The organism is Nonomuraea diastatica (genome assembly GCF_004349015.1).
GTDB classification, from domain to species: Bacteria; Actinomycetota; Actinomycetes; order Streptosporangiales; family Streptosporangiaceae; genus Nonomuraea; species Nonomuraea diastatica.
Genome location: NZ_SMKP01000030.1, coordinates 45,194 through 68,958, shown reverse-complemented (window position 1 = coordinate 68,958; position 23,765 = coordinate 45,194). Strand labels below are relative to the sequence as shown.

The window sequence follows — 23,765 nt, the reverse complement described above, 5'->3', positions numbered from 1 at the left end:
GTTCCATGGGGTGTGCGGGCCGGGGGGATGCATGGCGGTCATGCTACTGGCCCTCGGGGAGCTGATCGCTGAGGAGGGCGTCGGCATGCGGGTCTTGGTGTTGTCCGGGCCTCCGGCGGCGGGCAAGAGCACGCTGGGGCGGCGGCTCGCGGGCACGCGCGCCAGATGCGCCTTCATCGACGTGGATGACGTGCGCCAGCTCGTGGTCGCCGGGGCGGTCGCCCCGTGGAAGGGCGCCGAGGGGCGGAGGCAGCGGCGGCTCAGCGCGGCCAACGCGTGCAGCCTGGCCGGCAACTTCGTCGACGCGGGGATGGACGTCGTCGTCGCCGACGCGCTCAACGAGGAGACGCTGGCGGTGTATCGCGCGTCCCTGGACCTGCTGGTGGTGCGCCTGCGGGTGGCGTACGGGCAAGCGCGGGAGCGGGTTGTGGGACGGCCGGTCCACCTCACCCGGGACGAGTTCGCGATGCTGCACCGGGAGCAGGAGGCGGTGGCCGGAGCCGATCTGTGGCTGGACACCACTGATCTGACAGCGGACGAGACGGTTGGGAGGACAGCGTGACCGGTTCGACCCTGAACGCGGCGGGCTGCGGCCCTGGTTCTCCGGCATCGCCACCAACCTGGTCGCCAGGCACCGGCGCAAGGATGCGCACCACTACAGGGCGCTGTCCCGGATAACGCCCGAGCCGGCCGGGGAGGCCACGAGAACCAGGTGGTCACCTCTGTCGCGGCGCAGCGCATGCAGCCACGCCTGGCGGAGATGTCCACGGACGACGGTGCGACCTGGAGCCGGGTCCCGGTCACCCGCGCCTGGGCCGTCGGCTGACCGGCATCACATCGGCCCGGACGTGCAGACCGTTCCGTTGAGCTTGAAGACGGAGGGCAGCACGTTCGGGCCGGTGTAGTCGCCGACGAAGCCGATCGAGGTCGACGCGCCGGTGGCCAGCGTGCCGTTGCCGGATTCGTTGACGACCTTGACGTCCCGCCCGTCCTCCGTCCAGACCCCGCCCCAGCCGCTGCCCAGGCTCTGCCACGACCTGGGCCAGGAGAAGGTCAGCGTCCAGCCGTTCACGGGGGCGCCGTCGTTGGTGATGTCGATGGCGCCGACGTAGCCGCTGGCCCAGTCGGACTGGATGCTCAGCCGCGCCGTGCAGGAGCTGGTGGCGGGCGTCGTGGTCGTGAACGTCAGCGGCGGGGACGACCAGGACAGGCCGCCCCCGCTGTCACGGGCGATCACGTTGACCGTGTAGCGGGTGCCCGGTTTGAGGTTGTCCACGGCGAACGACGTGCCGCCGGTCTCGCCGAGTTGCTCGCTGACGGCGCCGAGCCGGTGGTGCAGCTCGTACTTGGCGATCGGGCGCGATCCGGCTGTGGCGCGCGGCCAGGTGATCGTGGCGGTGGTGGCGGTCACGTTCGAGGCGGTGGGCTGCCCGGGTGCGCCGGGGTGGCCGGCCTCGGGTGATTCCGGATGCAGGACGAGCGTGGTCAGCGAGAGGGGCGGGAGGGTCTGAGCGGTGGCGCTGCCCGTGGCCGTGGTGGTGATGGACGTGGCGCCGTTGGTGTGGGTCAGCACGGTGGGCGGCCCGGCTGCGGGCGTGTAGCCCTCGTAGTCGATGGTCACGGGGTGGGACGTGCCGGACGAGGTGTTGATCAGCAGGACGGCGAGGTCGCCGCCGGGACGGCGGACGGCGTGCGCGGAGAGGGCGGGCTCGTCGGTCGCGGCGCCGACGAACTGGTCGCCGGGCCGGGCGAACGCCCTCATCATCCGCAGCGCGTAGTAGGGCGCGAAGGGCGTGTTCAGCGGCGGCTCGCAGACGCTTCCGTCAGAAGTGCACGCCGCGCTCGACAGCAGGCCGAAGTCGCCGTAGTCGGTGTGCCCTTCGACCTCGGTGACGGCGCCGATGCCGTTGCGGACGTTCCACCAGTCGACCGTGAACACCCCGTTCGCCAGCAGCGTCGCGTAGGAGTCTGCGGCGGCCAGCGCGCCGGGCTGGGTGTTCGTGCCGTTGCTGCTCGATCCGGTGTTGAACTCGGTCATGGCGATGCTGATCCGGCCCGCGTCCGGCCCAGCGTGGCGGGCGATCTGCTCGCGGGTGAGGTGGATCATGTCGGGTACGTGGCCCACCCGGTCGAGGGCGCCGGGATACCAGTGCAGGATCACGAAGTCGATCTTGGCGCCGGCGGTCGACAGGACGACCTCGTTCCAGCTGCCGGCGTCGCCCTCGGCCACGATGGCGTCGGGCCAGTTGGCGGGCGTGGTCAGCACCGCGCCGACCTTGATGGCCGGGTCGACGGCCTTCATCGCGTCGGAGTAGGCCACGACGTGGCGGGCGTACTCGGCCGGGCTCTTGTCAGGGTGGTCGTCGGCCTCCCATGCGGCGCCGTAGTGGCCGTTGCCGTAGTTCTCGTTGCCGATCTCCCAGTACGTGATGCCGTAGCCCTTGGTGACGTTGGCGTGCCGTACCCAGGCCGCGGCCTCCTCCGCCGTTCCCGTGCCGTAGTTGGCGGTCACCATCGCCTGGGCGCCGGTGCGCCGTACGCCGCGCATGAAGGTGTCGAAGTCGGTGCCGGGCGCGACGTAGCCGCCTGGGGCGGTGTGGTCGGCCCAGTGGTAGATGTCGGAGTATGAGCCGCCGGGGTAGCGCAGCAGTTTCACGCCGGCGTCCTTGAGCCGGTCGGCGGTCTCGTCGGAGCCCAGGTGGGTGTCCCAGATGGCATGGTTGGCGCCGATGCCCGTCTCGGGGACGGTGGCGAGGGCGGCGCGCGCGTTGACGGTCACCTCCACCGGGGCGGCGGTGTCGTCGGCGTACGCCGTGGGGGTGTTGAGCGCGGTCAGCGTCAGCAGCAGTGCGGACGCGGCCCGCAGCAGGGTTCTCGGCATCGGTGCACCTCGCCCGTGGAAAGTGGTCATCACTCGACGCCTCCTCCTGACCAGGAGACAGCATGATCATGAGGGGCAGGCTTCGGGCTCGTCAACCGGCGATGAAACTTTCACCGCGCGCTGTGTCATATGTGCGCATATGTGCCCTTTGGTGTGCATGTCATCATGGGGGACATGCTGGAGGTTGCCGGACTGGGCGAGGTGGAGGAGCGGGCGTACCGGTTACTCGTACGGGCCGGCGAGGCGGATCTGACCGGACTGGCCGAGGAACTGGACCTCACGCGGCAGGCGGCGGCCGCCGCGCTGGCGTCCATGGCGGGCATGGGGCTCGTCCGTGAGGTCGCGGGCAGCGGAGGACGCAGGTTCGCGCCGGTGGCGCCCGAGGTCGCGCTCGGCCCGCGGCTGGTGCGGCAGCAGGAGACGATCGACTGGGCTCGGCAGGCGGTCGACCAGCTCGCCGAGGAATATCGCGCGAGCCTGCGCCGCAGCGACGCCGACCGGCTGATCGAGGTGTTGCCGAGCCGGGCCGCGCTGCGCGAGCAGGTACGCCACCTCCAAGACAGCGCCCGCGAGGAGGTCATGTACTTCTGCCGGGCCGGGCACGTCGTGATGCCGTCCACGGACAACACCGAGGAGCTAGAGGCGCTCGGACGCGGCGTGGCCTACCGGGTCATCTACGAGCGGGCCCTGCTGGAGGAACCCGGGATGGTGGCCAACGTGGCGTTCGGCATCAAGCTCGGCGAGCAGGCGCGGGCCGTGCGGTTCCTGCCCGTGCGGATGATGATCGCCGACCGGTCCACCGCGCTGCTCCCGCTGGTGCAGTACGCCGGCCGGACCACCGAGCCGACCGCGGCCCTGGTGCGCGGGAGCAGCCTGCTGGAGGCGTTGATCGCGTTGTTCGAGGCCCAGTGGGAGCGGGCCACGCCGATCAGGTTCCTGGAGGACGGCCAGGTCACCGACACCGCCCCCGGCTGCCCGCTGGACGCCGACGAGCTCTACCTGCTCTCGCTGCTGGTCGCCGGGGTGCCGGAGAAGTCGATCGCCAGCCAGCTCGGGCTCAGCCTGCGTACGGTGCAGCGCCGCGTCTACCACCTGATGCGGCTCGCGGGCGCGCAGACCAGGATGCAACTTGCCTGGCATGCGGCCCGCGAGCGCTGGTTATAGCTACTTCACCCCGTACGCCCGGGTGATGGTCTGCTCGAACCGCTCGCCCGAAGCCCCGGTCACGATGACCCGCAGCGACACCCCGGTGTCGGTCCTGCGATGCGAGACCAGCGCCTTGTACCGGCCCTGCCCCAGAGGGAGGAGCGGCAGCCTGCGCCAGGTCTTGCCGTCGTCGTACGACATCTCCGCGGTCAGCTTCCTCGCGTCCCGAGCGGTGAAGCCCAGCGCGACCGGCAGCGTACGGCGCACCTTCCCTTCCAGGTCGGCGGGCACGTCGTAGTCCACGCCAAGCAGCGGCAGCCGCTGCTCGTCCGCCGGCCGGGCGGACCTGAACGTCCAGGAGCTCTCGGTGGCCGTGGCGTACCGCCACTCCTCCGAGGTCCGGGTCGTGGACAACTCCAGGCGGTACTCGGCGTCACCCTCCACGGCGGCGATGTCGCCCCGCAGGTTCTTCCGCTCATCCACCAGTTCGCCGTCGCGGTAGACCCGGGCCGCGGTGGTGTCCTTGTCGCCGCTCCCGCCCGCGTAGCCGTAGTGGCCGTCGGCGTCCGCGAACTCGGGCACCTGCACCGACAGGACGTCACCCGTGCGGGTCGCGGCCGTCGCGGCCGGGCGTACGACGGGGGCGAACCACCGCTCCCTGGCGATCTCGCCCGCCCGGTACGTCCTGGGCCGGTCGGTCAGGCCGCCGCGCAGCCGGCTGCTCGACTCCCAGGTGAGCATGTGCTGGACCACGTGCTGCCACTGGGTGCCGCCCGAGCTGACGTACTCGGCCCTGCGCAGCGGGGTGCGCACCACGCGCTGGGTCTCCATCTGCAGGCCCAGGTCGTACGTCTGCCACGGCCGCCAGCCGAACCGCTGGTCCTTGCCGTACGAGCCGCCGCCGGACTCCTGGTAGCCGGCATCGACCCGGGCGGTGTTGCGCCAGTTCACCTCGTGCACGATCCGCTCGGGCACTCGGCCGGAGGAGACCTGCATGACCTCGTACAGGTACGGCGTCGCGAACTGGCCGGTCACGTCGAGCACGGCACGGCCGGCGCGGGCGCCGTCCAGCAGCGCCTGGCCGCGGTCGTGCGTGATCAGCAGCGTGGGCAGCGGGTCGCGGTCGCCCGCCGGCGTCCACGGTTGCCACATGGCCCGGCCGTCGGGCCCGACCACGACCACCGCCGCCGCGCCGGCCGCGGCGATGTCCTTCAGCTTGCTCGTCCAGTCGCCGAACGTCGCGCTGGTGATGACGACCACCCTGCCCTTGACGTCGAGCCCGCTCACGTCGCCCGTGCCGCCGTCGACCAGCGGCCAGCGCTTCCTGCCGTCGATCTCCGGTGACCGGATCGTGGGGCGTACCACCAGCGACTCGCGGCCCAGCCGGGCGACCACCCGGGGCGCGGCCAGCTGCCAGCGCGAGGAGAACTCGAAGGTGCCGTCGCGCACCGGCGCGGTGGGGGTGACCGCGAGCCCGTCGACCGAGGGGAAGTTCATCGAGCTCAGGCTGATCTTGCGGGAGCCGTACGTGCGGTGGGTGAAGTAGGTGGAGATGCCCTCCTGCATCACCTCCTGCGAGGTCCTGATCTCGACGGGCACGGCGGTCCTGGCGTCGAGCACGACCTCCATGTCGGACGTGACCGGCAGCTCGGGGTTGACGACGAGGGAGTCGACGGGCAGCTCGTCGTGCGTCTCACCCATGATCGCCTGCATGTGGTAGGTGCCCTCCGGCACCTCCACCGTCCAGCCCTCGTGTTCGCGCAGGATGTAGCCGTAGGCGTCGTCCCTGGCGGCGGCACCGTACATGGTGATCAGCGGCACGCGGGCGGGGCTGCCGTCCCGCTCGATGCCGGTGAAGTGCACCTTGTGCATCTTGCCGCGCCGGGTCAGCGCGAGTGTGGTGTGCGCGGCCGCCGAGCCGTCCGCCGTGGTGGCGGTGACGTGGCCGACATGCCTGCCGTGCACCAGCTTGGTCAGGTCCACGGTGGTCCCGACGGTCGCGCTCGCCCCGGCGTCCACGGTGAGGGTCGTCGCCGACAGGTTCACGGCCCCCTCGCCGGGGGCGTCGCCGTCCAGGTTGCTCAGGGTGGCGGCGACCGTCAGCGAGACGGGCTCCTGGCCGGTGTTGGTGTAGGTGATGGCGCCGCCGGGGGTGTCAGTGCCGCCGTCCTCGTGCACGCCCATGCTGAGCGACGCGGTGGCCGTGACGCCCTGCCGCACGGCGCGGGCCACGTCGAGGCGGCCGCCGCCCTGCTCGTACGGCGTCTGTCCCTCGACGGTCTTCGCCGTGGACACCAGGGCGTCCTTGAGCTGCCCGGCCTTCCACTCCGGGTGGCGCTGGGCCAGCACCGCCGCCGCGCCGGCCACGTGCGGCGTGGCCATCGACGTGCCCGACAGCTTCGTGTGCCGGTCGTCGACGGGCGTGCCCAGCCCGGTGCCCGCCGCCCGCGCGGCGATGATGGCCACGCCCGGGGCGGTGATGTCCGGCTTGAGCGCCTCGTCCAGGCGCGGGCCGCGGCTGGAGAACGGCGCCAGCGCGTCGTTCGCGTCCACCGCGCCGACGGTCAGCGCGGAGGTGGCGGCGCCCGGCGTGCCCACCGTGTAGTCGTCGCCCTCGTTGCCCGCGGCGATGACGAACAGGCTGCCGGTCTCCTCCGTCAGCACGTCCACCGCCTTGCTGAGCGGGTCGGTGCCGTCGGTGGGGCCGCCGCCGAGGCTCATGTTGACGATGTCGGCCCCGCTCTCCCTCGCGGCCCACTCCATGCCCGCGAGCACCTGCGACTCGGAGCCGCTGCCGTTGGCGTCCAGCACTTTGCCGATGACCAGCTCCGCGCCGGGCGCGACGCCCTTGCGCAGCCCGCCGGACGCCTCGCCGGTGCCCGCCACCGTGGCGGCGACGTGGGTGCCGTGGCCGTGCTCGTCCTTGGCCGAGGGGTCGTCGGTGAAGTTGCGGGTCTGGGTGACCTTGGCCGCGACGTCGGGGTGGGCCTCGTCGATCCCGGTGTCCAGGACGGCGACCTTCACCCCCTTGCCGTCGTACCCGTCCTGCCAGGCCTGCGGTGCTCCCACCTGCGGGACGCTGTGCTCCAGCGACGCGGTGACCTTCCCGTCGAGCCAGATCTTGGCCAGCCCGTCGCGCAGCCGCGGCTCGCCTCCGGCGCGCTCGGCTCCCCAGAGCACGGGAAGCGCGTCCTTGTCCGCCCGCATGGCGCGCGCGTTGACGCTCTTCAGCGTGACGGCCCGCCGGTTCTCCTTGTACGCCAGGATCAGCGGCAGGACGTCGCTGCTCTCGTCGTCGTACCCCTGCTCGATCAGGTCGCTGACCGAGAACAGCCGCTCGTCCATGAGACCCTGCGAGAGGTAGGGGACCATGTCGGCGGGGGTGACCACCAGGTCGCCGTTCTCCTCCTTGGTGAAGAACCTGACGTCCTCGCGGCCCTTGCCGGGCTGCACGGTCGCCGCGTGCTTGCCGCCCGCGAACTCCTGGACCGTCACCACGTCGCCGGTGATCAGCGTCACCCGGTGCGGGTCTGAGCCGGCTGCCGGCTCGGGGGCTGCCGCGTGCGCGGGCACCGGTACGGCAATCATCGCCAGGCCCGCGCCGGCGGCGGCGAGGCGGGTGATCCATCGCATGAACGAACCGATCTGTCTGTGGGGGTGACCCAGGCTTCACTCGTTCAAGAGAATGGAGCATCGCGCCTGCTCGTAGCGGATTTTCCGCCTGAGTAAACAACGACATGTCGCGAAAACGACAGCCGAGGTGGTCAGGCACACTCGGTGTTGCGCGGCGGGAGCTTGCGCGTGGTGACGTACGCGCTGACGTGGTCGATGACGCACGCGTTCGCCATCGCGGCGAAGAGGTTGTGCCCCGGGCCGTCAAACTTGATCATCCGGCTGCCCTTGACCTGCTCGACGACCCGTGACGTCGGCGAATAGTCCAGCCACGTCCCGGCCCCCAGCATCGGCGGCAGCTTCCCCGGCAGCGGCGACGGCGGGTTGGCGACCGGCGCGGGCCAGCCCGCGCAGGTGAGCGGGGCGTGCCAGGCCAGCGGGAACGCGGCACCCATGCTGGGCGCGACCTTCCGCAGGCGCTTGACCGTGCGCGCCAGCTTCCGCTGACTATCCGGCCTGGGGAAGTCGAGGCACTCCTTCACGCCGCCACCCGTCAGGCCGGGGTACGGATCCCGCCCGCGCGGCGCGAACCCCGAGGCGTCGCCGCCCTCCGCCGCCTTGATGGCCGCCAGCAGGGCGTCCCACTCGGCGGGGCCGCGCTTCCCCTTCTGGACGGCGAGGGAGCGCAGCTGCGTGCCGTCGTAGCGGGCCTTCACCTTCGGGGCGGGAATCGGCTCCCTGTCGGCCCTGGCCACCAGCTCACGCCAGCGCCGCTCCGTGCCCTTGGGCGCCCAGGCGAAGAACCGGTCCATCAGCCGTTCGTGGTCGCGGGCGATGGCGGTCAGCTCGCGCTCCCAGCTCCGGGTGCTGTGGTTGCCGGTGCCGTCGACGTACATCGTCCGCACCCGCTCGGGGAACTGCCGGGCGTACGCCTGGGCGATGGTGCCCCCGTACGAGGTGCCGATGAAGTTCATCGTGTCCTCGCCGAGGGCGCGCCGGATGGCCTCGGCGTCGCGGGCGTCGCTCGCGGAGTCCATGTGGTCGAAGAGCTCGGGATCCGTGCTCCGGCACCGGTCGCCTCTGGTCTTGTTCGCGGCGGCGAGCCGGTCCAGCCCCGCCTGGTCGTCGGGGAAGGCGGGGGTGCGCAGCGGGCTCCAGTCGCACTGGAGCACCGGTTCGCCGAGCCCGGGGTAGCCGCGTGGGTCCCACGTCACGACGTCCATCGACCGCCGGATCTTGGCGAAGATCTGCGGCACGGAACGCATGATGGCGATCTGGTCGCCCTGCGGGCCGCCGAAGTTGATCATCACGGTTCCCTGTTTCTCGCCGGTGGCGGGCAGCCGGGCCACCTTCAGGGTGAGCTTCCCGTCGCTGCCGGGGGCGACCGCGACGGGCAGGTCCGCGCATTGGAGCGCGGACTTGGTGTCTCCGGGGCAGGCGGCCCACTGGAGGTCCTGCGCGGCCGGGGCGGGTGTGGTGAGCACGGTGAGTGCCAGGAGAGTTCGGATCACGTCGGCACGCTACGAACCGGGCGCCCCGCCCGTCTGCCGCCGGAAGTCGCCGGAGGTTGTTCTCCAAAGTTGACGGATGTCGATGAGTAGGGTGAGGCGTATGGCCTGGGTTGTGGCGGTGGCGGCCGCCGATACGGCGCTGTTGTGGCTGGTCGGGACGGAGGGCTGGGCCCTGGCCGCGTTCGCCGCGGTGACAGGCCTGGCCATGGCGGTGTCCCCGCGCAGGCCGCTCGCCGCGTTCCTGGTCGCCCTGAGCCTGGCGGTCCTCACCGGCGGCTCGTACGCCTTGCTCGTCTGCACCGGCTACCAGGCCGGGCACCGCATTTCCTGGCGGCGGGACGCGATCGTGGCGTTCGTCGCGACCGTCGCCCACCTGGGCGCGCTCCTGATGATCGCGCAGCGCACCGCGTTCGCGCCGGATCCGTTCGTGGTGCTGGCCCGCGCCGGGGTGCTGACCGCGCTGCCGGTGCTGGCCGGTCGCTACCTCGCCCAGCAGCGCGAGCACCAGCGCAGGGAACGGGAGCTCACCGCCGAGCGCGAACGGCTGCACGAGCGGCTGCGCATCGCCCGCGACATGCACGACTCGCTCGGGCACCTCCTCGGCCTGGTCTCGGTGCAGGCTGCCGCACTGGAGGTCGCCGCGCTGCCCGCCGAGCAGCGCGGCACTGTGCGGAGCCTGGCGAGTACGGCCCGTACGGCCATGGCGGAGCTGCACGAGGTGGTCGGCGCGCTGCGCCACGCGGACCGGCCGGGTGTGGAGGGCATCGACGAGCTCGTGGCCAGGGCCGCGGCCGCGGGGCTCACGGTGACGGTCGAGCGGTCCGGCTCGGCCGCGCCGCTCGCGGAGGCGGACGCGGGGCACGCCGCCCACCGGGTCGTCCAGGAAGGGCTGACCAACGCGGCCAAACACGCGCCCGGCGCGCCGATCCGCGTGTCGCTCGACTGGCAGCCCGATGCCCTCCTGGTCAGCGTGGCCAACCCGGCTGTCACCCGCACCGGGCGGGTGACGTCGGGCGGCGTGGGGCTTGCCGGGCTGTCCGAGCGGGTGCGCGCGGCGGGCGGGCTGCTGCGGGTGCACGCGGAGCCGTACGAGTTCCGGCTGGTCGCGATGTTGCCGTTGGCGCAGGGCGCGGTGGGGGCGCCGGCATGATCACGGTGCTGATCGCCGACGACGAGCCGCTCATCACGGCCGGCATCCGTGCCGTTCTGGAGTCGGCGGGCGACATCGAGGTGGTGGCGTGCGTGGGCGACGGGCGTGCGGCCGTGCTCGCCGCCCGCCGCCTGCACGTGGACGTGGCGCTGCTCGACATCGCGATGCCGGTGCTCGACGGGCTGGCCGCGGCGGCGGAATTGGGGGAGACGCGGGTGGTGATGCTGACCGCGTTCGGCGACGAGGAGAACGTACGCCTGGCGCTCCAGCGGAACGTTTCTGGATTTATCCTCAAAAATTGTGATCCAGCGGAATTAATAAGGGCGGTCCGTGCCGCGCACGCGGGACAAGCGTACCTGTCGCCCGAGGTGACGCGGCACGTGCTGGGCATGGTCTCGTTCGACGCGGGCGAGCGCGGTCGCGACGCCGGTCGGCGGCTGGCCGCGCTCACCCCGCGCGAGCTGGACGTCCTCCGGCAGGTGGCGGAAGGGCTGTCCAACGCCGAGGTCGGCAGGCGCGTCCACATGAGCGAGGCGACGGTCAAGACCTACGTGAGCCGTATCCTGACCAAGCTCGGCTGCGCCAACCGCGTCCAGGCGGCACTGCTGCTCCGCGACGCCGCCTCCTGATGCTTCATCGCCCTTGTGGTGATTTCGAGCGGCCTTTTCCGGCTCGCTTTCTTTTCACCGGGAAAGCATGGGAAAAGGCCGACCGCATGTTCATCGCGCCTCGGGCTGAACCTGGTCCTCGCGCTGTGGCGAATCTGGCAGAGTTCACCCATGGCCTTCGATCACAATGATCACTATCACGGGATGCTCCTGCGCCTCGTCCCCCGTGAGAGCCGCACCGCGCTCGACGTCGGATGCGGCACAGGACGCTTCGCGCGGCGGCTCACGGAGCTGGGCATGGAGGTCGACGCCGTCGACCCGTCGGCGCGGGTGATCGAATCCGCCGTCGCGGCGTCGCAGGGCCGTGGAGGGCCGCGTTTCCGCTGCGCCGACATCACGGAGACGGAGCTGCTCAAAGACCACTACGACTACATCTCGTGCCTGGCGAGCATCCACCACGTGCCGTTCGGCACCGTCGCCATGCTGCGTGACGCGCTCGCCCCCGGCGGCGTGCTGGCCATTCTGGGCTGCTACCGCGAGTCGACCCTCGCCGACCTGGCCTGGAGCCTGGCCGCCGTCCCGGCGAACGCCGCGGTCAGGCTCGCCATGGCCGGCCGGGGCGAGCCGTCCCCCGCGCCGGTCCGGCAGCCCCAGATGACGCTGGCGGAGATCCGGCAGGAGGCGGGCGTCCTGCTGCCCGTCTTCCGCCTGCGGCGGCTGCTGTTCTGGAGATACCTGCTCGCCTACCGCAAACCCTGACGCGGCAGGGCCAGGAGGATGAGTGCGTCGGCCAGGAGGACGGTCTGCCGCTCGCAGCTCGCCTCGTCCGACGTCTCCGCGAACTCGAAGACCAGGCCGTCCATCCGGTGGATGAGGAACCGGGCCAGCTCGGGCACCGGCACGGCCGTGCGCAGGCCGTCCCGCCCAGCCGCGGCGGTCAGGGCGGAGTCGATGAGGTCACCGCCGAGCGGGGCGTTGACCTCGGCCCAGAGGTCCCGGCCGGGGCCGACCGTCTCCTTGTTGCGGATGGCCCACATGAGCAGTTCCATCAGTGCGAGATGCAGCCCGTGGTGGTCGCGGATCCACCGCCAGTACGTCGCCACGACCTCGCGCACGGTCGCCTCGAACCCGGCCCTCCGGTCGAGCCCTTCGAAGGCGGCCAGCATCGTGGCGCGGCCGCGTCCGAGGATGAGCAGGTTGAGCTCGTCCTTGTTGCGGAAGCAGTAGTGCAGGGTGCCGAGCGGCACCCCCGCCTGCTCCGCGATGCGGCGGGTGGTCGCGCGGGCCAGGCCCTCGGTGGCGATCACGCGGACGGCGGCGTCGACGATGACGCGCCGCCGCTCGCCGGCGGACAGGTACGTCATCGCGGCACCCCGCCGAACGCGGCCGGGCAGGTCGTCATGGCGCCTCGATGAAGGCGCGCAGCAGCGCGAAGAACCGTTCGCCCTCCGTGTCGGCAATGAAGTGGCCCGACTCCTCGAAGACCTCCAGCCGTGCCCCTGCGGGCAGGCCAGTCATGATCTCTCGCGCCGAGGTGAGCGGCGTGATCGGGTCGCGCGCGCCCGCCGCCACCAGCGCCGGGCAGCGGACGTTTTCGAGCTCGCCCCGCAGGTCGAAGCGCTCCCGCGACATGAAGCTCATCGTCAGCTCCGGGTTGGGGATCATCCGCATCATCGCCTGGATGTCCTCGGGGGAGGGGAAGGCCGGCTCCGGGCTGTAGGAGGGCGCGCACAACCGCCCGAACTCCGCGAACGTCTCCGGCGTGCCCTCCGTGAGGAACGCCTTGGCCGCCAGCGCCGCCGCCTCGCCCGCCTCCGCGCGGAACCCCTCGACGACCTGGTCGACGTCCATGCGGGCCATCGTGCTCTGGAGGATCAGCTTCGCGGGGTGATCGGGGTGCCTGGCGGCGTAGTGCATGGCGACGATGCCGCCGAAGGACCAGCCGAGCACGATCGGCTTGGTGATGCCGAGAGCGTCGCACAAGGCGGGGATGTCGTCGGCCCACTGGTCGAGGTGCCAGGTGGAAGGGTCGGAGTCCTGGCTGCGGCCGTTGCCGCGCTGGTCGACATAGACGATCTGGACGAGGTCGGCCAGTCGCGCGTACGTCGGCTTGAAGATCGAGTGGTCGTGGCCCGGACCGCCGTGCAGCAGCAGGAGCGTGGGCTTGGCTCGCATAGTGTCACCGTCGGGCACGAGGGCGGGGCCCTCGACGTCCACAAACAACGACGTGCCGTTCACCATGACGCGCATGGAGGGTTCCTCCCCGTAAATGTTGGTCTTGCGACCAAGTCATGTGACCAACAATAGCCAGTTCTGGTTGGATATGCGTTCATGGATCTTCTCCTCGACCGGCTGCGCGCGGCCGGGTTCGACGCGGTCACGGCGCAGGCCGTTCAGGGCGGGGTGGTGGCGCTGGCCGGGCTGGCGACCCTGCGCGACGGCTCCCGCGTGTTCGCCAAGACGCTGCGCGCCGACGTCCACGACCTGTTCGAGGTCGAGGCGGAAGGGCTGCGCGTGCTGCGTGGCGCGGGCGTCACCACGCCCGAGGTGCTGGCGGTCACGCCCCGCCTGCTCGTGCTGGAGCCGTTACCGCCGCGCCGCGACGACGACGAACGCTTCTGGGAAGACCTGGCCCGTGCCCTCGCCCACCTGCACACGACCACGCGGAGCGACCGGTTCGGCTGGCACCGGGACGGCTGGCTCGGGCGCCTGCGGCAGGACAACACGTGGGACACCGACGGGCACACCTTCTTCGCGCGGCGCCGGATCCTGCGCTGGCTCCCGGAACCACTGGTGGAAGCGGCTTTCGACGCCGCGGAACGACGCACGCTCGAACGTCTCTGCGCCGCCCTGCCCGACCTGCTGCCGCCACGGCCGCCGGTGCTGACGCACGGCGACCTGTGGCGCGAGAACATCCTGTCCGGCCAGGCCGGCGGCCCCGCGCTGATCGACCCGGCCGTCTCCTACAGCTGGGCGGAGGCCGACCTCAGCATGTTGTGGTGCTCGCCGCGCCCGCCCGCCTCTGATCGTTTCTTCGAGGTGTACGCGGACGCGGCGGGTCTCGACGGCGGCTGGCGGGACCGCCTGCCCCTGTTCCACCTGCGGGAGCTGCTGAGCAGCATCGCGCACGACGACTACGCCGCCGAGTGTGCCGAGGCCGTGCGCGAGATCATCGCGCCGTTCGCCTAGCGGCGGCTCATCTCGCCGGCCGCCGGACCGTCGAGACCAGCAGGAGCAGGAGCGCGCTCTGGGCGAGCATGCCGGGCGCGAGCGGGGGCGCGTTGCCGACCGACTTCGTCAGCGCCGACCACCACTGGGCGAGCGGCGACAGCGAGTCCCACGCGGGGTCCATCGCGCCCATGCCGTGGTTGACGGACACGTGGGTGAACACGCCGTACGCCGCCGCGAGCAACACGATCAGGGCGAGCACCCTGACCACGGTGAGCGTGCCGGGGGAGTCGCGGAGCGCGACCAGCACCAGCGCGACCGTCAGCAGCGCCAGCGTCGCCCACGGGATCAGCTGCGTCGGGCTGCCCCAGTGGCGTTCGAAGGCGAGCTCGGCCGCGGCGCCCGCGATGCCGATCGCGACCAGGGCAAGCAGGCCGAGCCTGAGCATCGAGGGGCCTGCGGGAGCACGCCGGCGGCGGGCCGATTGCACAGTGGTGTCTTCGGCGGGGGTGGAGGACATGCGGGACACCGTCCGATGCGAAGGAGTCTTCGGTCGACTCCAAACTTCCCAGGCATCCTGGGAGAAAAATGGATGGTTTCTGAAGATCTGGTGAGAAATGCCGATGCACCAGCTGACCGGTACGGCGGCCCGCCGTACCGATCGCCGGCGGTCCTACATGTTGATCATGTGTCCGGCGAGGCCGTGCACGGCCTCCTTGACCGCCTCGCCGAGCGTCGGGTGCGCGTGTACGTTGCGCGCGACCTCGTGCACCGTCAGGTCCCACTGCTGGGCCAGGGTCAGCTCGGGCAGCAGCTCGGTGACGTCGGGCCCGATCAGGTGGGCGCCGATCAGCTCGCCGTGCGTGTTGTCGCTGATGATCTTGACGAAGCCGGCGCTGTCGCCCAGCCCGTGCGCCTTGCCGTTGGCCGTGAACGGGAACTTCGCCACCTTCACGTCGTAGCCCAGGTCGCGCGCCTGCGTCTCGGTGTAGCCGAAGCTCGCGACCTGCGGCTGGCAGTAGGTCGCCCGCGGGATCATCACGTAGTCGAGCTCCATGGTCTCCGCGTCGCCGATCGTCTCGGCCGCGATGATGCCCATGGCCTCCGCGGCGTGCGCCAGCATGAGCTTCGCGGTGACGTCGCCGATGGCGAAGATGTGCGGCACGTTCGTCCGGCAGCGCCCGTCAACGGCGATCGCCCCCCGGTCGGTCAGCGCCACGCCCGTCTTCTCCAGCCCGTAGCCGTCGACGCGCGGCTGGAAACCGATGGCCTGCAGAACCTTGTCGGCCTCGAGCACCTGCGTCTGGCCGTCCTTGGTGACGGTGACCTTGACGGAGGAGCCGGTGTCCTCGATGCCGTCGACGCGGGTGGAGGTCATCACCTCGATGCCGAGCCGCTTGTACCGCTTGGCCAGCTCGGCCGACACCTCCTCGTCCTCCAGCGGCACGACCCGGTCGAGGAACTCCACGATCGTCACCTTGACGCCGTAGTTGTGCAGCACGTAGGCGAACTCCACCCCGATCGCGCCGGCGCCCGCGATGATGATGCTGCCCGGCAGGTCCTCGGTGAGAATCTGCTCTTCGTACGTCACCACGCGCTCCGACAACTGCGTGCCCGGGATGAGCCTGGTGGTGGCCCCGGCCGCGATGATGCAGTGGGAGAACGTGATCGTCTCGCCGTTCACCTGGAGGGTGTTGGCGTCCAGGAACGTGCCCCGGCCGTCGTACTCCGTGATGGCGTTCTTCTTCATCAGGTAGTGGACGCCCTTGACCCGCCCGTCCGCCACCTTGCGGCTGCGCTGGAAGGCCGCGCCGAAGTCGAAGCTGACATCGCCGCTGATGCCGAAGGTCTTGGCCTCGTGGTTGAAGATGTGGGCGAGCTCCGCGTTGCGCAGCAGCGCCTTGGAGGGGATGCAGCCCACGTTCAGGCAGACGCCACCCCAGTATTTCTCCTCGACGACCGCGGTCCGCAGTCCGAGCTGGGCGGCGCGGACGGCGGCCGTATATCCTCCTGGACCCGCGCCGAGAACGACGACGTCATAGTGAGTGCTCATGAGTCGGACCATACCGTCCGGCCGCCGTCACCCCACACGTCAGACCTCCACGTTGTACGGCAGGGCGAGCTCGTCAGCGGGAACCCCCCGAATGCCCCAGTTGACCTTGGGCATCTCGATGATGGTGATCTCGACGTCTTCGGGATCATAGCCGGATCTCGCGTAGATCTCCCGGATCAGCGCCCGCTTGGCGTCGTCGCTGCGGCCGGTGAAGCAGACCACCTCGATGACGAGATAGCGCTCGCCGCGCTGCGGGCAGACGAAGTCGTCGGCGTCCAGCAGCAGGAACCGGTGGAACCTCTTCTCCTCGGGCAGTCCCCAGGCGCTCACCAGACACGACTGGACCAGGTCCGACACCTCACGCTGGCGGCCCGCCCACACGTCCCTGCGCCCGAACACCTTCACTTGTGCCATGGGGGCCAATATAGAAGGCGTGATCCGCATACTCCTCGCCGACGACGAGGCCATGATCAGAGCGGGCGTCCGGGCGATCCTCGCGTCCGACCCGTCGCTCGAGGTGGTGGCCGAGGCCGCCGACGGCAGACAGGCCGTCGACCTGGCCCTCAGCCACTGGCCCGACGTGGCGCTGCTCGACATCCGCATGCCCAGGCTCGACGGGCTGGCGGCCGCCGCCGAGCTGCGCAGGGCCGCGCCGGGCGTGGCCGTGGTGATGCTGACCACGTTCGGGGAGGACGACTACATCGCCAAGGCGCTCGACATGGGAGCCGCCGGGTTCCTGCTCAAGTCGGGAGACCCGCGCGAGCTGATCGCCGGGATCCACGCGGTCGCGGAGGGAGCGGCGTACCTGTCGCCCAAGGTCGCCCATCGGGTGATCACCCAGCTGTCGGGCGGCCGGATGGCCAGAGGCGCCGAGGCGCGTGACCGCGTCGAGAGCCTCACCGACCGCGAGCGGGAGGTGCTAGGCCTGCTCGGCGCCGGCCTGTCCAACGCCGAGATCGCCCGCAGGCTGCACATCGTGGAGGGCACGGTGAAGGCGTACGTCAGCGCCATCCTCACCCGGCTCGACGTGCGCAACCGGGTGCAGGCCGCGATCATCGCCTACGAGGCCGGGTTGGTAGCCTGACCCGTGATGTATCGCCTCGTGTTCACGCAGGTCTTGCGACGTTTCGACGCCGAGGCCGTGCACCACTTCACCGTGAGCGCACTCGCGCTCCTCGCGCGGCTGCCGCTGCTCAAGCGGCTGCTGCACCGGGCGTTCGCGCCGCACGACCCGGCCCTGCGGGTGACGGCGTTCGGGGTGCACTTCCCCGGCCCGCTCGGGCTGGCCGCAGGCTTCGACAAGGACGCCGCGTGCGCCGAGGGCATCGCCGCGCTCGGCTTCGGGCACGTCGAGGTCGGCACCATCACCGCCCACGGCCAGCCGGGCAACCCCCGGCCGCGCCTGTTCAGGCTGGTACGCGAGCGGGCGTTGATCAACCGGATGGGCTTCAACAACGCCGGCGCGGCGGCCGCGGCCCGCAGGTTGCGCCGCACACGCGGCGTCCCGGTCGTGGTCGGGGTGAACATCGGCAAGACCAAGGTGGTGCCCGAGTCCGAGGCGGTGGCCGACTACGTCACCGCAGCCAAAGAGCTCGCCCCCATGGCCGACTACCTGGTGGTCAACGTCAGCTCGCCCAACACCCCCGGCCTGCGCAACCTGCAGGCGGTCGCCCTGCTGCGGCCGCTGCTGACCGCGGTCAAGGAGGTCGCCGACAGCATGCCGCGCCGCACGCCGCTGCTGGTGAAGATCGCGCCCGACCTCGCCGACGAGGACGTCGACGCGGTCGCCGACCTGGCGGTGGAGCTCGGCCTCGACGGGATCATCGCGACCAACACCACGATCAGGCACGGCGGCGAGACCGGCGGGCTGTCCGGCCGCCCGCTCAAGGCCCGCTCGCTGGAGGTGCTGCGGCGGCTCCGGGCCAGGGTGGGCGACCGCCTCACGCTGGTGTCGGCGGGCGGCGTGGAGGACGCCGACGACGTCTGGGAGCGGCTCCTGGCCGGGGCGACGCTGGTGCAGGGCTACACCGGCTGGATCTACGGCGGCCCGCTGTGGGCCTCGCGCATCCACCGGCAGCTCTCCCGCCGGGTGCGCCGCCACGGCATGACGTCGATCGCGGACGCGATCGGCCGCAGCGCCCGAGACTAGGCTGGAACCGTGATCGCAGAGGTGCCCCTCACCGACGGTGTCGTCCTGCGCCCGGCCGCCGAGCGCGATGCCGAGGCCCTGCTCCACGCCTACGTCCGCAACAGCGAGCATCTGCGCCGGTGGGAGCCCCGGCGGCCGGCCGAGTTCTTCACCCTGCCCGGCCAGGTCTACCGGCTCAAAGACCTGCTCGCGCAGCAGGCGCAGGGCCGGGCGATGCCGTGGCTGCTCGTCCATGGCAACCGCGTCGTGGGCCGCATGACGCTCAACACGATCGTGCGCGGCCCGTGGCTCAGCGCCGACCTCGGCTACTGGATCGACGCCGGCTACGCGGGGCGCGGCCTGACCACCCGAGCCGTGCTGGCGGTGTGCCGGATGGCCGACCAGGACCTCGGCCTGCACCGGATCGCGGCGGGCACCCTGGTCGACAACGTGGCCTCGCAGAGCGTGCTCCGCAAGGCCGGTTTCGAGCTCTACGGCACCGCGCCGCGCTATCTGGAGATCGACGGGTGCTGGCAGGACCACCGGCTCTTCCAGCGCATCCTCAACGACCGTCCGGCCCTCTGACCGTCCGGCCCTGACCGGCGGCCGGGCGAGCACGTCCCAAGAGCGCCCGCCCGGCCTTCACAGCGGCGGTCCCGGGGGCGCCGCCCGGCTCACAGGCTGGGCCGGGTCGACTCCGGGTCGTGCGTCATGGCCTCGATGCGGACCATCCGTTCGGACATGGGCATCTCGCTCGGCCGGTGCGGGCGCCGCCGCTGCCACGGGTGCGGCCCCGCGAGCGGTCGATATTCCACCCCGATGGCGTCGAGCCGGCCCAGGTGCCGCTCCAGGCGGTCCGTGAAGCCCTCTGCGGCCCCGCCCGACCAGGCCACTTCGGCGAGCGCGCAGGCCCGCGGCCACAGCTTGTAGTCGACCGTGCGGGCGTCGGGCACGCGCTCGCTCCAGAGTTGCGCCTGCGCGCCCACGACCCGGGCGCGCTCGTCGTCCGTCCAGTCCTCGGGCGCCGGGCGGAAGGCGGCGACGTCCTCAAGGGTGATGGTGTCGCCGATGGCCCTCGGCTCGTCGGGGGAGCCGGACTCCGCGTAGTCGAAATACAGCGGGAACACCGGGGTCGCGACCACGTCGTGCCCCGCGGCGGCGGCACGACGGCCCACGCCCATGCCGCGCCACGGCATGACGATCGTGTCCTGGCGCAGCCCGCCTCCGACGAACGCCTCGTCCCACACCACGGTTCGCGTCCCCCGCTCGGCCAGCACGTCGGCCAGCCGCCGCAGGAACCACGCCTGCAACTCGACGGACGTGGACAGGCCCAGCGAGTCGCGGTAGGCGGTGATCTCCGTGGAGGCGGTCCAGTGGTCGAGCACCACCTCGTCGCCGCCGATGTGCACGTAGGGGGTCTCGCCCAGCGCCCCGATCAGCTCGTCGAAGATCGCGGTGAGGAACTCGACGGTCGGCGGCAGCGGCGACAGGATCGCGGGGGAGATGCCCCACCGGTCGAGCACGTCGTAGCGCTCGCCGGTGGCCCCCAGCGACGGGTAGGCGGCCAGGATCGCCGAGGCGTGCCCCGGCACGTCGATCTCGGGCACGATCGTGACGCACCTGGCGCGGGCGTAGGCGCCGATCTCCGCCAGGTCGTCGAGCGTGTAGTAGCCGCCGTGCGGGACGTCGTCGTACGCGTCCGGCTCGCCATGGGCGTTGACCGCCGTGCGCGGCCGGTGCGAGGAGACCTCGTGCAGCAGCGGGTAGGCCCGGCTCTCCACCCGCCACCCCTGGTCGTCGACCAGGTGCAGGTGCAGCCGGTTGAGCTTGTGCACCGCCATCAGGTCGATCAGGCGGAGGAGCTCCCGCTTGGGGAAGAAGTGCCGAGCCACGTCGAGGTGCAGCCCGCGCCAGGGGAAGCGCGGCGCGTCCTCGATCCGCACCCCTGGGACGGGCCACGACGCCTGCTCGGAGGCCCGGTAGGAAGCAGGGGGTAGCAACTGGTGCAGCGACTGGGCCGCGTAGAACGCGCCCGCCCGCCCGCCGGCCACGATCTCGACACCCCTGGACCCGGTGGTCAGCCGGTAGCCCTCCGCGCCAAGAACGGCGTCCTGCCGGACGTCGATCTCACCCGAGTCGCCCGGCCGCAGGTCGAGCAGGGGAAGGGCGAGCCGGACGGCGTCGGCCAGGTCGCCGGACACCGTGGCGCCTGAGGCCAGTTCGAAGGAAACGGAGAGATCACTGTGCAGCGTAGGGCGAGGAATCATGCTTTGAGATAGTGCTGCAATCCGTTGGCCAGCGCCAGCGCGATCTTCTGCCGGAACTTCGGGCGCCGGAACTTGGCCGCCTCGGCGGCGTTGCGCATGTTGCCGCACTCGACGAAGATCTTCGGCACCGTCGACAGGTTGAGCCCGCCGAGGTCGTTGCGGTAGTCGAGTGCCTTCCTGCCGATGTAGGTGGAGTAGGGCAGGCCCGTGCCCTTGGCGAAGGCGTCACGCACCGCGATGCCGAGCCTGCTCGAATCGTCCACGACCTCGTCGACCGGACCGTTGATCTTCTTGGGCATGATTACGTGGAAGCCGTGGTTGGCCGGCGCCGACCCGTCGGCGTGCACGGAGATCGCGGCGTCCGCCCCGGCCTTGTTGCCGATGGCGGCGCGCCGGGTGATGCAGGGGCCGACGCCGTCGTTGCTCGACCGGGTCAGCTTGACCGTGGCACCGCGCCTTTCGAGGATCTTGACCATCCGGGTGGACACGTCCCACGTGAACGCGGCCTCGCTGTAGCCATCGTTGGTGGCGGTGCCCGTGGTGTCGCAGGCCTTCTTCCTGGTCAGCACGTCGACCTGGCGGTTGATGGCCTTCGTAGCGCGGTAGTTGCCGCCGTTGTGGCCCGGGTCGATGACGATGACCATCCCGTCGAGTGGCCGCGCCTCCCGCGTCTCCTGAGGCCCGGCGGGCCTTTCGAGGGGATCGATCGTCTTGGCGGGCGCCGTGGACGGGGCCTGCTCCTTCGTGCTCGTGGTGGCGGCCCGACCTGCCGCGGCGTCACCGGAGCCGGTGGCGCCACACGCGGAGGCGATCAGGCCGCAGACGGCGAGGACCGTGACGGGAAGAGCACGCATGCCGTCCAACTTACGTGAAGCCAGGAGATCAGGACGGCTCATATGCCGAGTGCGGTGCGAACGCGTCGCGTCCTCGCCGGACGTGCTCTTACCAGACGCGCTCGCCGACCTCCTGCCGTTCGAGCAGGGCGGCCAGCTCCCGCGCGTCCTCGGCGTCGAGGCCGAGGACGACGCGGGGACGGCCCCACGGATGGTCGAGAGAGTGGGCGACGTAGCTGGCGACCGACTCGGCGGTGGCGTCGGCGCCCCGCCCCCGGCCCGTTCGCCAGTGGCCCCAGGCGCGCTCGAGCTCCGCCGCGGCGCGCTGGGCGCAGGACACCAGTTCCGGATCACGCATGACTGTTCCCCCGGATCAGACCGTGACCGGACCGAGCCGGCCACTCTTAGCATGACCCTGACGAGTAAACCGGCGCGTCGTCGCGCCGCCACGCGGCTTGACCCAGGTTTGGGCAACAGGAAACCTGCCGCGGCGCCGGCTTGCCGCGCAGGTTTCCCCTTCGCCTCAGGCGGGCCCCGTGCTCCGTCGCACGATCAGTTCGGAGCGCACCTCCCGCAGGCGGGAGCCCTTGGCGGGGTCTCCGATGCGGTCGCTGAGCAGCGCGGCCGCCGACCTGCCCATGGCACGGCGGGGCTGGTCGACGGAGGTGAGCGAGATGTGGCGGGAGGCCGCGAGGTGCGTGTTGTCGTAGCCGACCACCGACAGGTCCTCGGGCACGCGCAGGCCGAGGTCGGCGGCGGCCGCCAGCACGCCGAGCGCGACCGCGTCGCTGGCCGCGAAGATCGCCGTGGGCCGTGGGTCGCGGGTCAGCAGGGCGAGCGACGCCTCCCTGCCGCTGTCCTCGGTCGCGTCCGCGGCCTCGACCATGATGTACGGGGCCAGCGAGTGCCTGCGCATCGCCACGAGATAGCCCTCGCAGCGCGACGAGCGGGGGCCCTCGATGTGCGCGATCCGCTTGTGGCCGAGCTCGACCAGGTGGTCGATGGCCAGGCGGGCGCCGAGCTGGTCGTCGTCGACCACGATGTCGACGCCGTCGAGCTCGATGTCACGTTCCCCTACGACGACCGTAGGCGTGTAGGAGGTGGCCTCGATCAGCGTCTCGCTGGTCGGAGCGATGCCCAGCAGGACCAGCCCGTCGACTCTGAGCTCGAGGAAGGCCTCCACGGCCTCGTCCTCGAACGCGGGATCCCACTGGCTGTTCCCGATCAGCATGCGCAGGCCGTCGCCGTGCAGGCTCTCCTGAAGTCCGTCGAGGAACTCGGCGTAGAACGGGTTGTGCAGGTTGGCGACGAGCGCTCCCACCAGGTGGGTACGCCCTTCGACCAGGCTTCGCGCGACCGCGTTCGGCCGGTAGCCGAGCTCACGTGCGGCCTGCAGCACGGCCTGGCGCCGGTGCTCGCTCACGTGCGGAGATCCGCGCAGCACGAGTGAGACCAGCGATTTCGAGACGCCGGCTCGTTCGGCGACGTTGCGGATGGTGGGTCTGGGCCGAGGCAGGGTGTCTACCTCTCTGAGCTCGGCGATGGATGACGTGTTGACGGGCGGTCCTGACATGTGTCTCCCCCGCGATGCGGATATGGGCACCTGTCTGACCAAACGATCGAGTTAGCCGCAGGGTACGGCCTCCGTTACAGAGAGCCCGATATTGGCCGGACAGGCGGCACCTTCGGCTGGGGCACAGGTCGGATACTGTGCAGATGTGACACCAGGTAAGTCAGCTGAGAAGGCGCGTCCGGCTCGGCGCAGGCTCAGCGTCGACCGGCGTCGCGAGGAGCTCATGGCGGCGGCTCTGGAGCTGTTCAGCACGCGCGACGCGGAAGACGTCTCGATCGACGACGTGGCGTCGGCGGCGGGGGCTTCGCGGGCCCTGGTCTACCACTATTTCGGCGGCAAGCAGGAGCTCTACGTGGCCGCGCTGAGGAGCGCGGCGGAGCAGCTGGAGTCCCGGCTGCGGCCGCATGAGGGCGGCAGGCCGCTCGACGAGCTGGCCTCCGGGCTCAAACGGTATTTCGACTTCGTCGAGGAGCACGCGGCCGGGTTCGCCGCGCTCCTGCGCGGCGGTCCCGCCAACAGGGCGGGTGAGGTGGGCGAGATCGTCGACGGCGTGCGCCGGCGCCTCTTCCGCCTCATCCAGAAGCAGATGCGTGTCGAGGAGCCCAGCCCGGTGCTGCGCACGACGCTGAGGTCGTGGATCGCCTCCGTGGAGACGGCCGGCCTCGACTGGCTGGAGCACCGTGACGTGGAGCGACCGACGCTCGAGAAGATGCTGGTCGATCACATGGTCGCGCTGCTCGGGGTCGCCGCGAGGTATGACGGCGACGTCGCCGGGCTGCTGGAGCGGCTGGCGTAACGGCGGGAGACGGAAGCCGGGAAGGATGGCGCCGGGCGG

The 23,765-nt window shown here is 71.3% G+C and carries 22 protein-coding genes; 10 read left to right on the top strand and 12 right to left on the bottom strand.

Annotated elements, in window-relative coordinates; genetic code table 11:
• Positions 1-562 (top strand): AAA family ATPase (locus E1294_RS13555; RefSeq protein ID WP_220447712.1); only part of this gene is annotated, 562 nt, incomplete at its 5' end.
• Between the two features lie 270 nt (positions 563-832).
• Here E1294_RS13555 and E1294_RS13545 read toward each other — a convergent pair.
• Positions 833-2,881, bottom strand: a complete 2,049-nt coding sequence (locus tag E1294_RS13545) for a cellulose binding domain-containing protein (protein WP_132508386.1) — start codon at positions 2,879-2,881, stop codon at positions 833-835.
• Between the two features lie 174 nt (positions 2,882-3,055).
• On the opposite strand from E1294_RS13545, the gene E1294_RS13540 reads away from it, so the two are divergent.
• Positions 3,056-4,045 (top strand): helix-turn-helix domain-containing protein, encoded by a 990-nt coding sequence (locus E1294_RS13540; protein ID WP_132508384.1) that lies wholly within the window; start codon positions 3,056-3,058, stop codon positions 4,043-4,045.
• On the opposite strand, the gene E1294_RS13535 is transcribed toward E1294_RS13540, so the two are convergent.
• Both E1294_RS13535 and E1294_RS13530 read right to left on the bottom strand, forming a co-directional pair.
• Positions 4,046-7,660, bottom strand: coding sequence for a S8 family peptidase (locus E1294_RS13535; RefSeq protein WP_132508382.1), 3,615 nt, complete (start codon positions 7,658-7,660; stop codon positions 4,046-4,048).
• A gap of 131 nt (positions 7,661-7,791) precedes the next feature.
• The gene (locus E1294_RS13530) at positions 7,792-9,150 is read right to left on the bottom strand and encodes an alpha/beta fold hydrolase (protein ID WP_132508380.1); all 1,359 of its coding nucleotides are present in this window, start codon (positions 9,148-9,150) and stop codon (positions 7,792-7,794) included.
• A gap of 100 nt (positions 9,151-9,250) precedes the next feature.
• On the opposite strand from E1294_RS13530, the gene E1294_RS13525 reads away from it, so the two are divergent.
• From E1294_RS13525 to E1294_RS13515, 3 genes are all read left to right on the top strand, one after another.
• Entirely contained in the window at positions 9,251-10,300 is a 1,050-nt protein-coding gene (locus tag E1294_RS13525) for a sensor histidine kinase (RefSeq protein ID WP_165977261.1), read from the top strand.
• A complete protein-coding gene (locus E1294_RS13520; RefSeq protein ID WP_132508376.1) occupies positions 10,297-10,929 on the top strand; it encodes a response regulator in 633 nt (210 codons plus the stop codon). The genes E1294_RS13525 and E1294_RS13520 overlap by 4 nt, the downstream gene beginning before the upstream one ends.
• A 150-nt stretch (positions 10,930-11,079) precedes the next feature.
• Positions 11,080-11,667 carry a class I SAM-dependent methyltransferase gene (locus E1294_RS13515; protein ID WP_132508374.1) on the top strand — a complete coding sequence of 196 codons (588 nt, stop codon included), beginning with the start codon at positions 11,080-11,082 and terminating at the stop codon, positions 11,665-11,667.
• Here E1294_RS13515 and E1294_RS13510 read toward each other — a convergent pair.
• Both E1294_RS13510 and E1294_RS13505 read right to left on the bottom strand, forming a co-directional pair.
• Entirely contained in the window at positions 11,652-12,272 is a 621-nt protein-coding gene (locus E1294_RS13510; protein ID WP_132508372.1) for a TetR/AcrR family transcriptional regulator, read from the bottom strand. The genes E1294_RS13515 and E1294_RS13510 overlap by 16 nt on opposite strands.
• A gap of 34 nt (positions 12,273-12,306) precedes the next feature.
• A complete protein-coding gene (locus tag E1294_RS13505) occupies positions 12,307-13,158 on the bottom strand; it encodes an alpha/beta fold hydrolase (protein ID WP_132508370.1) in 852 nt (283 codons plus the stop codon).
• Positions 13,159-13,239: 81 nt separating this feature from the next.
• Between E1294_RS13505 and E1294_RS13500 the strand changes: the two genes are divergently transcribed.
• A complete protein-coding gene (locus E1294_RS13500; protein ID WP_132508368.1) occupies positions 13,240-14,097 on the top strand; it encodes a fructosamine kinase family protein in 858 nt (285 codons plus the stop codon).
• Positions 14,098-14,104: 7 nt separating this feature from the next.
• Here E1294_RS13500 and E1294_RS13495 read toward each other — a convergent pair whose 3' ends face one another.
• From E1294_RS13495 to E1294_RS13485, 3 genes are all read right to left on the bottom strand, one after another.
• Positions 14,105-14,596, bottom strand: a complete 492-nt coding sequence (locus tag E1294_RS13495; RefSeq protein ID WP_246082992.1) for a hypothetical protein — start codon at positions 14,594-14,596, stop codon at positions 14,105-14,107.
• Between the two features lie 153 nt (positions 14,597-14,749).
• Complete coding sequence (gene lpdA, locus E1294_RS13490; protein WP_132508366.1) at positions 14,750-16,129, bottom strand: dihydrolipoyl dehydrogenase; 1,380 nt, start codon at positions 16,127-16,129, stop codon at positions 14,750-14,752.
• Positions 16,130-16,168: 39 nt separating this feature from the next.
• Positions 16,169-16,543, bottom strand: coding sequence for a tautomerase family protein (locus tag E1294_RS13485; RefSeq protein ID WP_132508364.1), 375 nt, complete (start codon positions 16,541-16,543; stop codon positions 16,169-16,171).
• A 19-nt stretch (positions 16,544-16,562) separates the two neighbouring features.
• Between E1294_RS13485 and E1294_RS13480 the strand changes: the two genes are divergently transcribed.
• The 3 genes from E1294_RS13480 to E1294_RS13470 are packed head-to-tail and all read left to right on the top strand — an operon-like array spanning position 16,563 to position 18,842.
• Positions 16,563-17,213, top strand: a complete 651-nt coding sequence (locus tag E1294_RS13480) for a response regulator (RefSeq protein WP_132508362.1) — start codon at positions 16,563-16,565, stop codon at positions 17,211-17,213.
• A gap of 6 nt (positions 17,214-17,219) precedes the next feature.
• Positions 17,220-18,278, top strand: coding sequence for a quinone-dependent dihydroorotate dehydrogenase (locus E1294_RS13475; RefSeq protein WP_132508360.1), 1,059 nt, complete (start codon positions 17,220-17,222; stop codon positions 18,276-18,278).
• A 9-nt stretch (positions 18,279-18,287) separates the two neighbouring features.
• Positions 18,288-18,842, top strand: a complete 555-nt coding sequence (locus tag E1294_RS13470; protein WP_132508358.1) for a GNAT family N-acetyltransferase — start codon at positions 18,288-18,290, stop codon at positions 18,840-18,842.
• Positions 18,843-18,931: 89 nt separating this feature from the next.
• Here the strand turns inward: E1294_RS13470 and E1294_RS13465 are convergent, their stop codons facing one another.
• From E1294_RS13465 to E1294_RS13450, 4 genes are all read right to left on the bottom strand, one after another.
• Positions 18,932-20,524, bottom strand: coding sequence for a beta-N-acetylhexosaminidase (locus E1294_RS13465; RefSeq protein WP_132508356.1), 1,593 nt, complete (start codon positions 20,522-20,524; stop codon positions 18,932-18,934).
• Complete coding sequence (locus E1294_RS13460) at positions 20,521-21,378, bottom strand: N-acetylmuramoyl-L-alanine amidase (RefSeq protein ID WP_132508354.1); 858 nt, start codon at positions 21,376-21,378, stop codon at positions 20,521-20,523. Before E1294_RS13460 ends, E1294_RS13465 begins: the two co-directional genes overlap by 4 nt.
• 88 nt (positions 21,379-21,466) lie before the next feature.
• Complete coding sequence (locus tag E1294_RS13455) at positions 21,467-21,715, bottom strand: hypothetical protein (protein ID WP_132508352.1); 249 nt, start codon at positions 21,713-21,715, stop codon at positions 21,467-21,469.
• Between the two features lie 165 nt (positions 21,716-21,880).
• Positions 21,881-22,930 (bottom strand): LacI family DNA-binding transcriptional regulator, encoded by a 1,050-nt coding sequence (locus E1294_RS13450; protein ID WP_246082991.1) that lies wholly within the window; start codon positions 22,928-22,930, stop codon positions 21,881-21,883.
• A 223-nt stretch (positions 22,931-23,153) separates the two neighbouring features.
• Here E1294_RS13450 and E1294_RS13445 point away from each other — a divergent pair, with 223 nt between their 5' ends.
• Entirely contained in the window at positions 23,154-23,726 is a 573-nt protein-coding gene (locus tag E1294_RS13445; protein WP_132508350.1) for a TetR/AcrR family transcriptional regulator, read from the top strand.
• Positions 23,727-23,765: the final 39 nt, after the last annotated feature.

What these genes read in the sequence shown, in the direction of transcription:
- E1294_RS13500 (WP_132508368.1), top strand. Translation starts at nt 13,240, where the DNA reads ATGGATCTTCTCCTCGACCGGCTGCGCGCGGCCGGGTTCGACGCGGTC.
- E1294_RS13525 (WP_165977261.1), top strand. Translation starts at nt 9,251, where the DNA reads ATGGCCTGGGTTGTGGCGGTGGCGGCCGCCGATACGGCGCTGTTGTGG.
- E1294_RS13460 (WP_132508354.1), bottom strand. Translation starts at nt 21,378, where the DNA reads ATGCGTGCTCTTCCCGTCACGGTCCTCGCCGTCTGCGGCCTGATCGCC.
- E1294_RS13495 (WP_246082992.1), bottom strand. Translation starts at nt 14,596, where the DNA reads ATGTCCTCCACCCCCGCCGAAGACACCACTGTGCAATCGGCCCGCCGC.
- lpdA (WP_132508366.1), bottom strand. Translation starts at nt 16,129, where the DNA reads ATGAGCACTCACTATGACGTCGTCGTTCTCGGCGCGGGTCCAGGAGGA.
- E1294_RS13535 (WP_132508382.1), bottom strand. Translation starts at nt 7,660, where the DNA reads ATGCGATGGATCACCCGCCTCGCCGCCGCCGGCGCGGGCCTGGCGATG.
- E1294_RS13485 (WP_132508364.1), bottom strand. Translation starts at nt 16,543, where the DNA reads ATGGCACAAGTGAAGGTGTTCGGGCGCAGGGACGTGTGGGCGGGCCGC.
- E1294_RS13545 (WP_132508386.1), bottom strand. Translation starts at nt 2,881, where the DNA reads ATGCCGAGAACCCTGCTGCGGGCCGCGTCCGCACTGCTGCTGACGCTG.
- E1294_RS13505 (WP_132508370.1), bottom strand. Translation starts at nt 13,158, where the DNA reads ATGCGCGTCATGGTGAACGGCACGTCGTTGTTTGTGGACGTCGAGGGC.
- E1294_RS13465 (WP_132508356.1), bottom strand. Translation starts at nt 20,524, where the DNA reads ATGATTCCTCGCCCTACGCTGCACAGTGATCTCTCCGTTTCCTTCGAA.
- E1294_RS13515 (WP_132508374.1), top strand. Translation starts at nt 11,080, where the DNA reads ATGGCCTTCGATCACAATGATCACTATCACGGGATGCTCCTGCGCCTC.
- E1294_RS13540 (WP_132508384.1), top strand. Translation starts at nt 3,056, where the DNA reads ATGCTGGAGGTTGCCGGACTGGGCGAGGTGGAGGAGCGGGCGTACCGG.
- E1294_RS13455 (WP_132508352.1), bottom strand. Translation starts at nt 21,715, where the DNA reads ATGCGTGATCCGGAACTGGTGTCCTGCGCCCAGCGCGCCGCGGCGGAG.
- E1294_RS13520 (WP_132508376.1), top strand. Translation starts at nt 10,297, where the DNA reads ATGATCACGGTGCTGATCGCCGACGACGAGCCGCTCATCACGGCCGGC.
- E1294_RS13510 (WP_132508372.1), bottom strand. Translation starts at nt 12,272, where the DNA reads ATGACGTACCTGTCCGCCGGCGAGCGGCGGCGCGTCATCGTCGACGCC.
- E1294_RS13445 (WP_132508350.1), top strand. Translation starts at nt 23,154, where the DNA reads ATGGCGGCGGCTCTGGAGCTGTTCAGCACGCGCGACGCGGAAGACGTC.
- E1294_RS13450 (WP_246082991.1), bottom strand. Translation starts at nt 22,930, where the DNA reads ATGTCAGGACCGCCCGTCAACACGTCATCCATCGCCGAGCTCAGAGAG.
- E1294_RS13475 (WP_132508360.1), top strand. Translation starts at nt 17,220, where the DNA reads ATGTATCGCCTCGTGTTCACGCAGGTCTTGCGACGTTTCGACGCCGAG.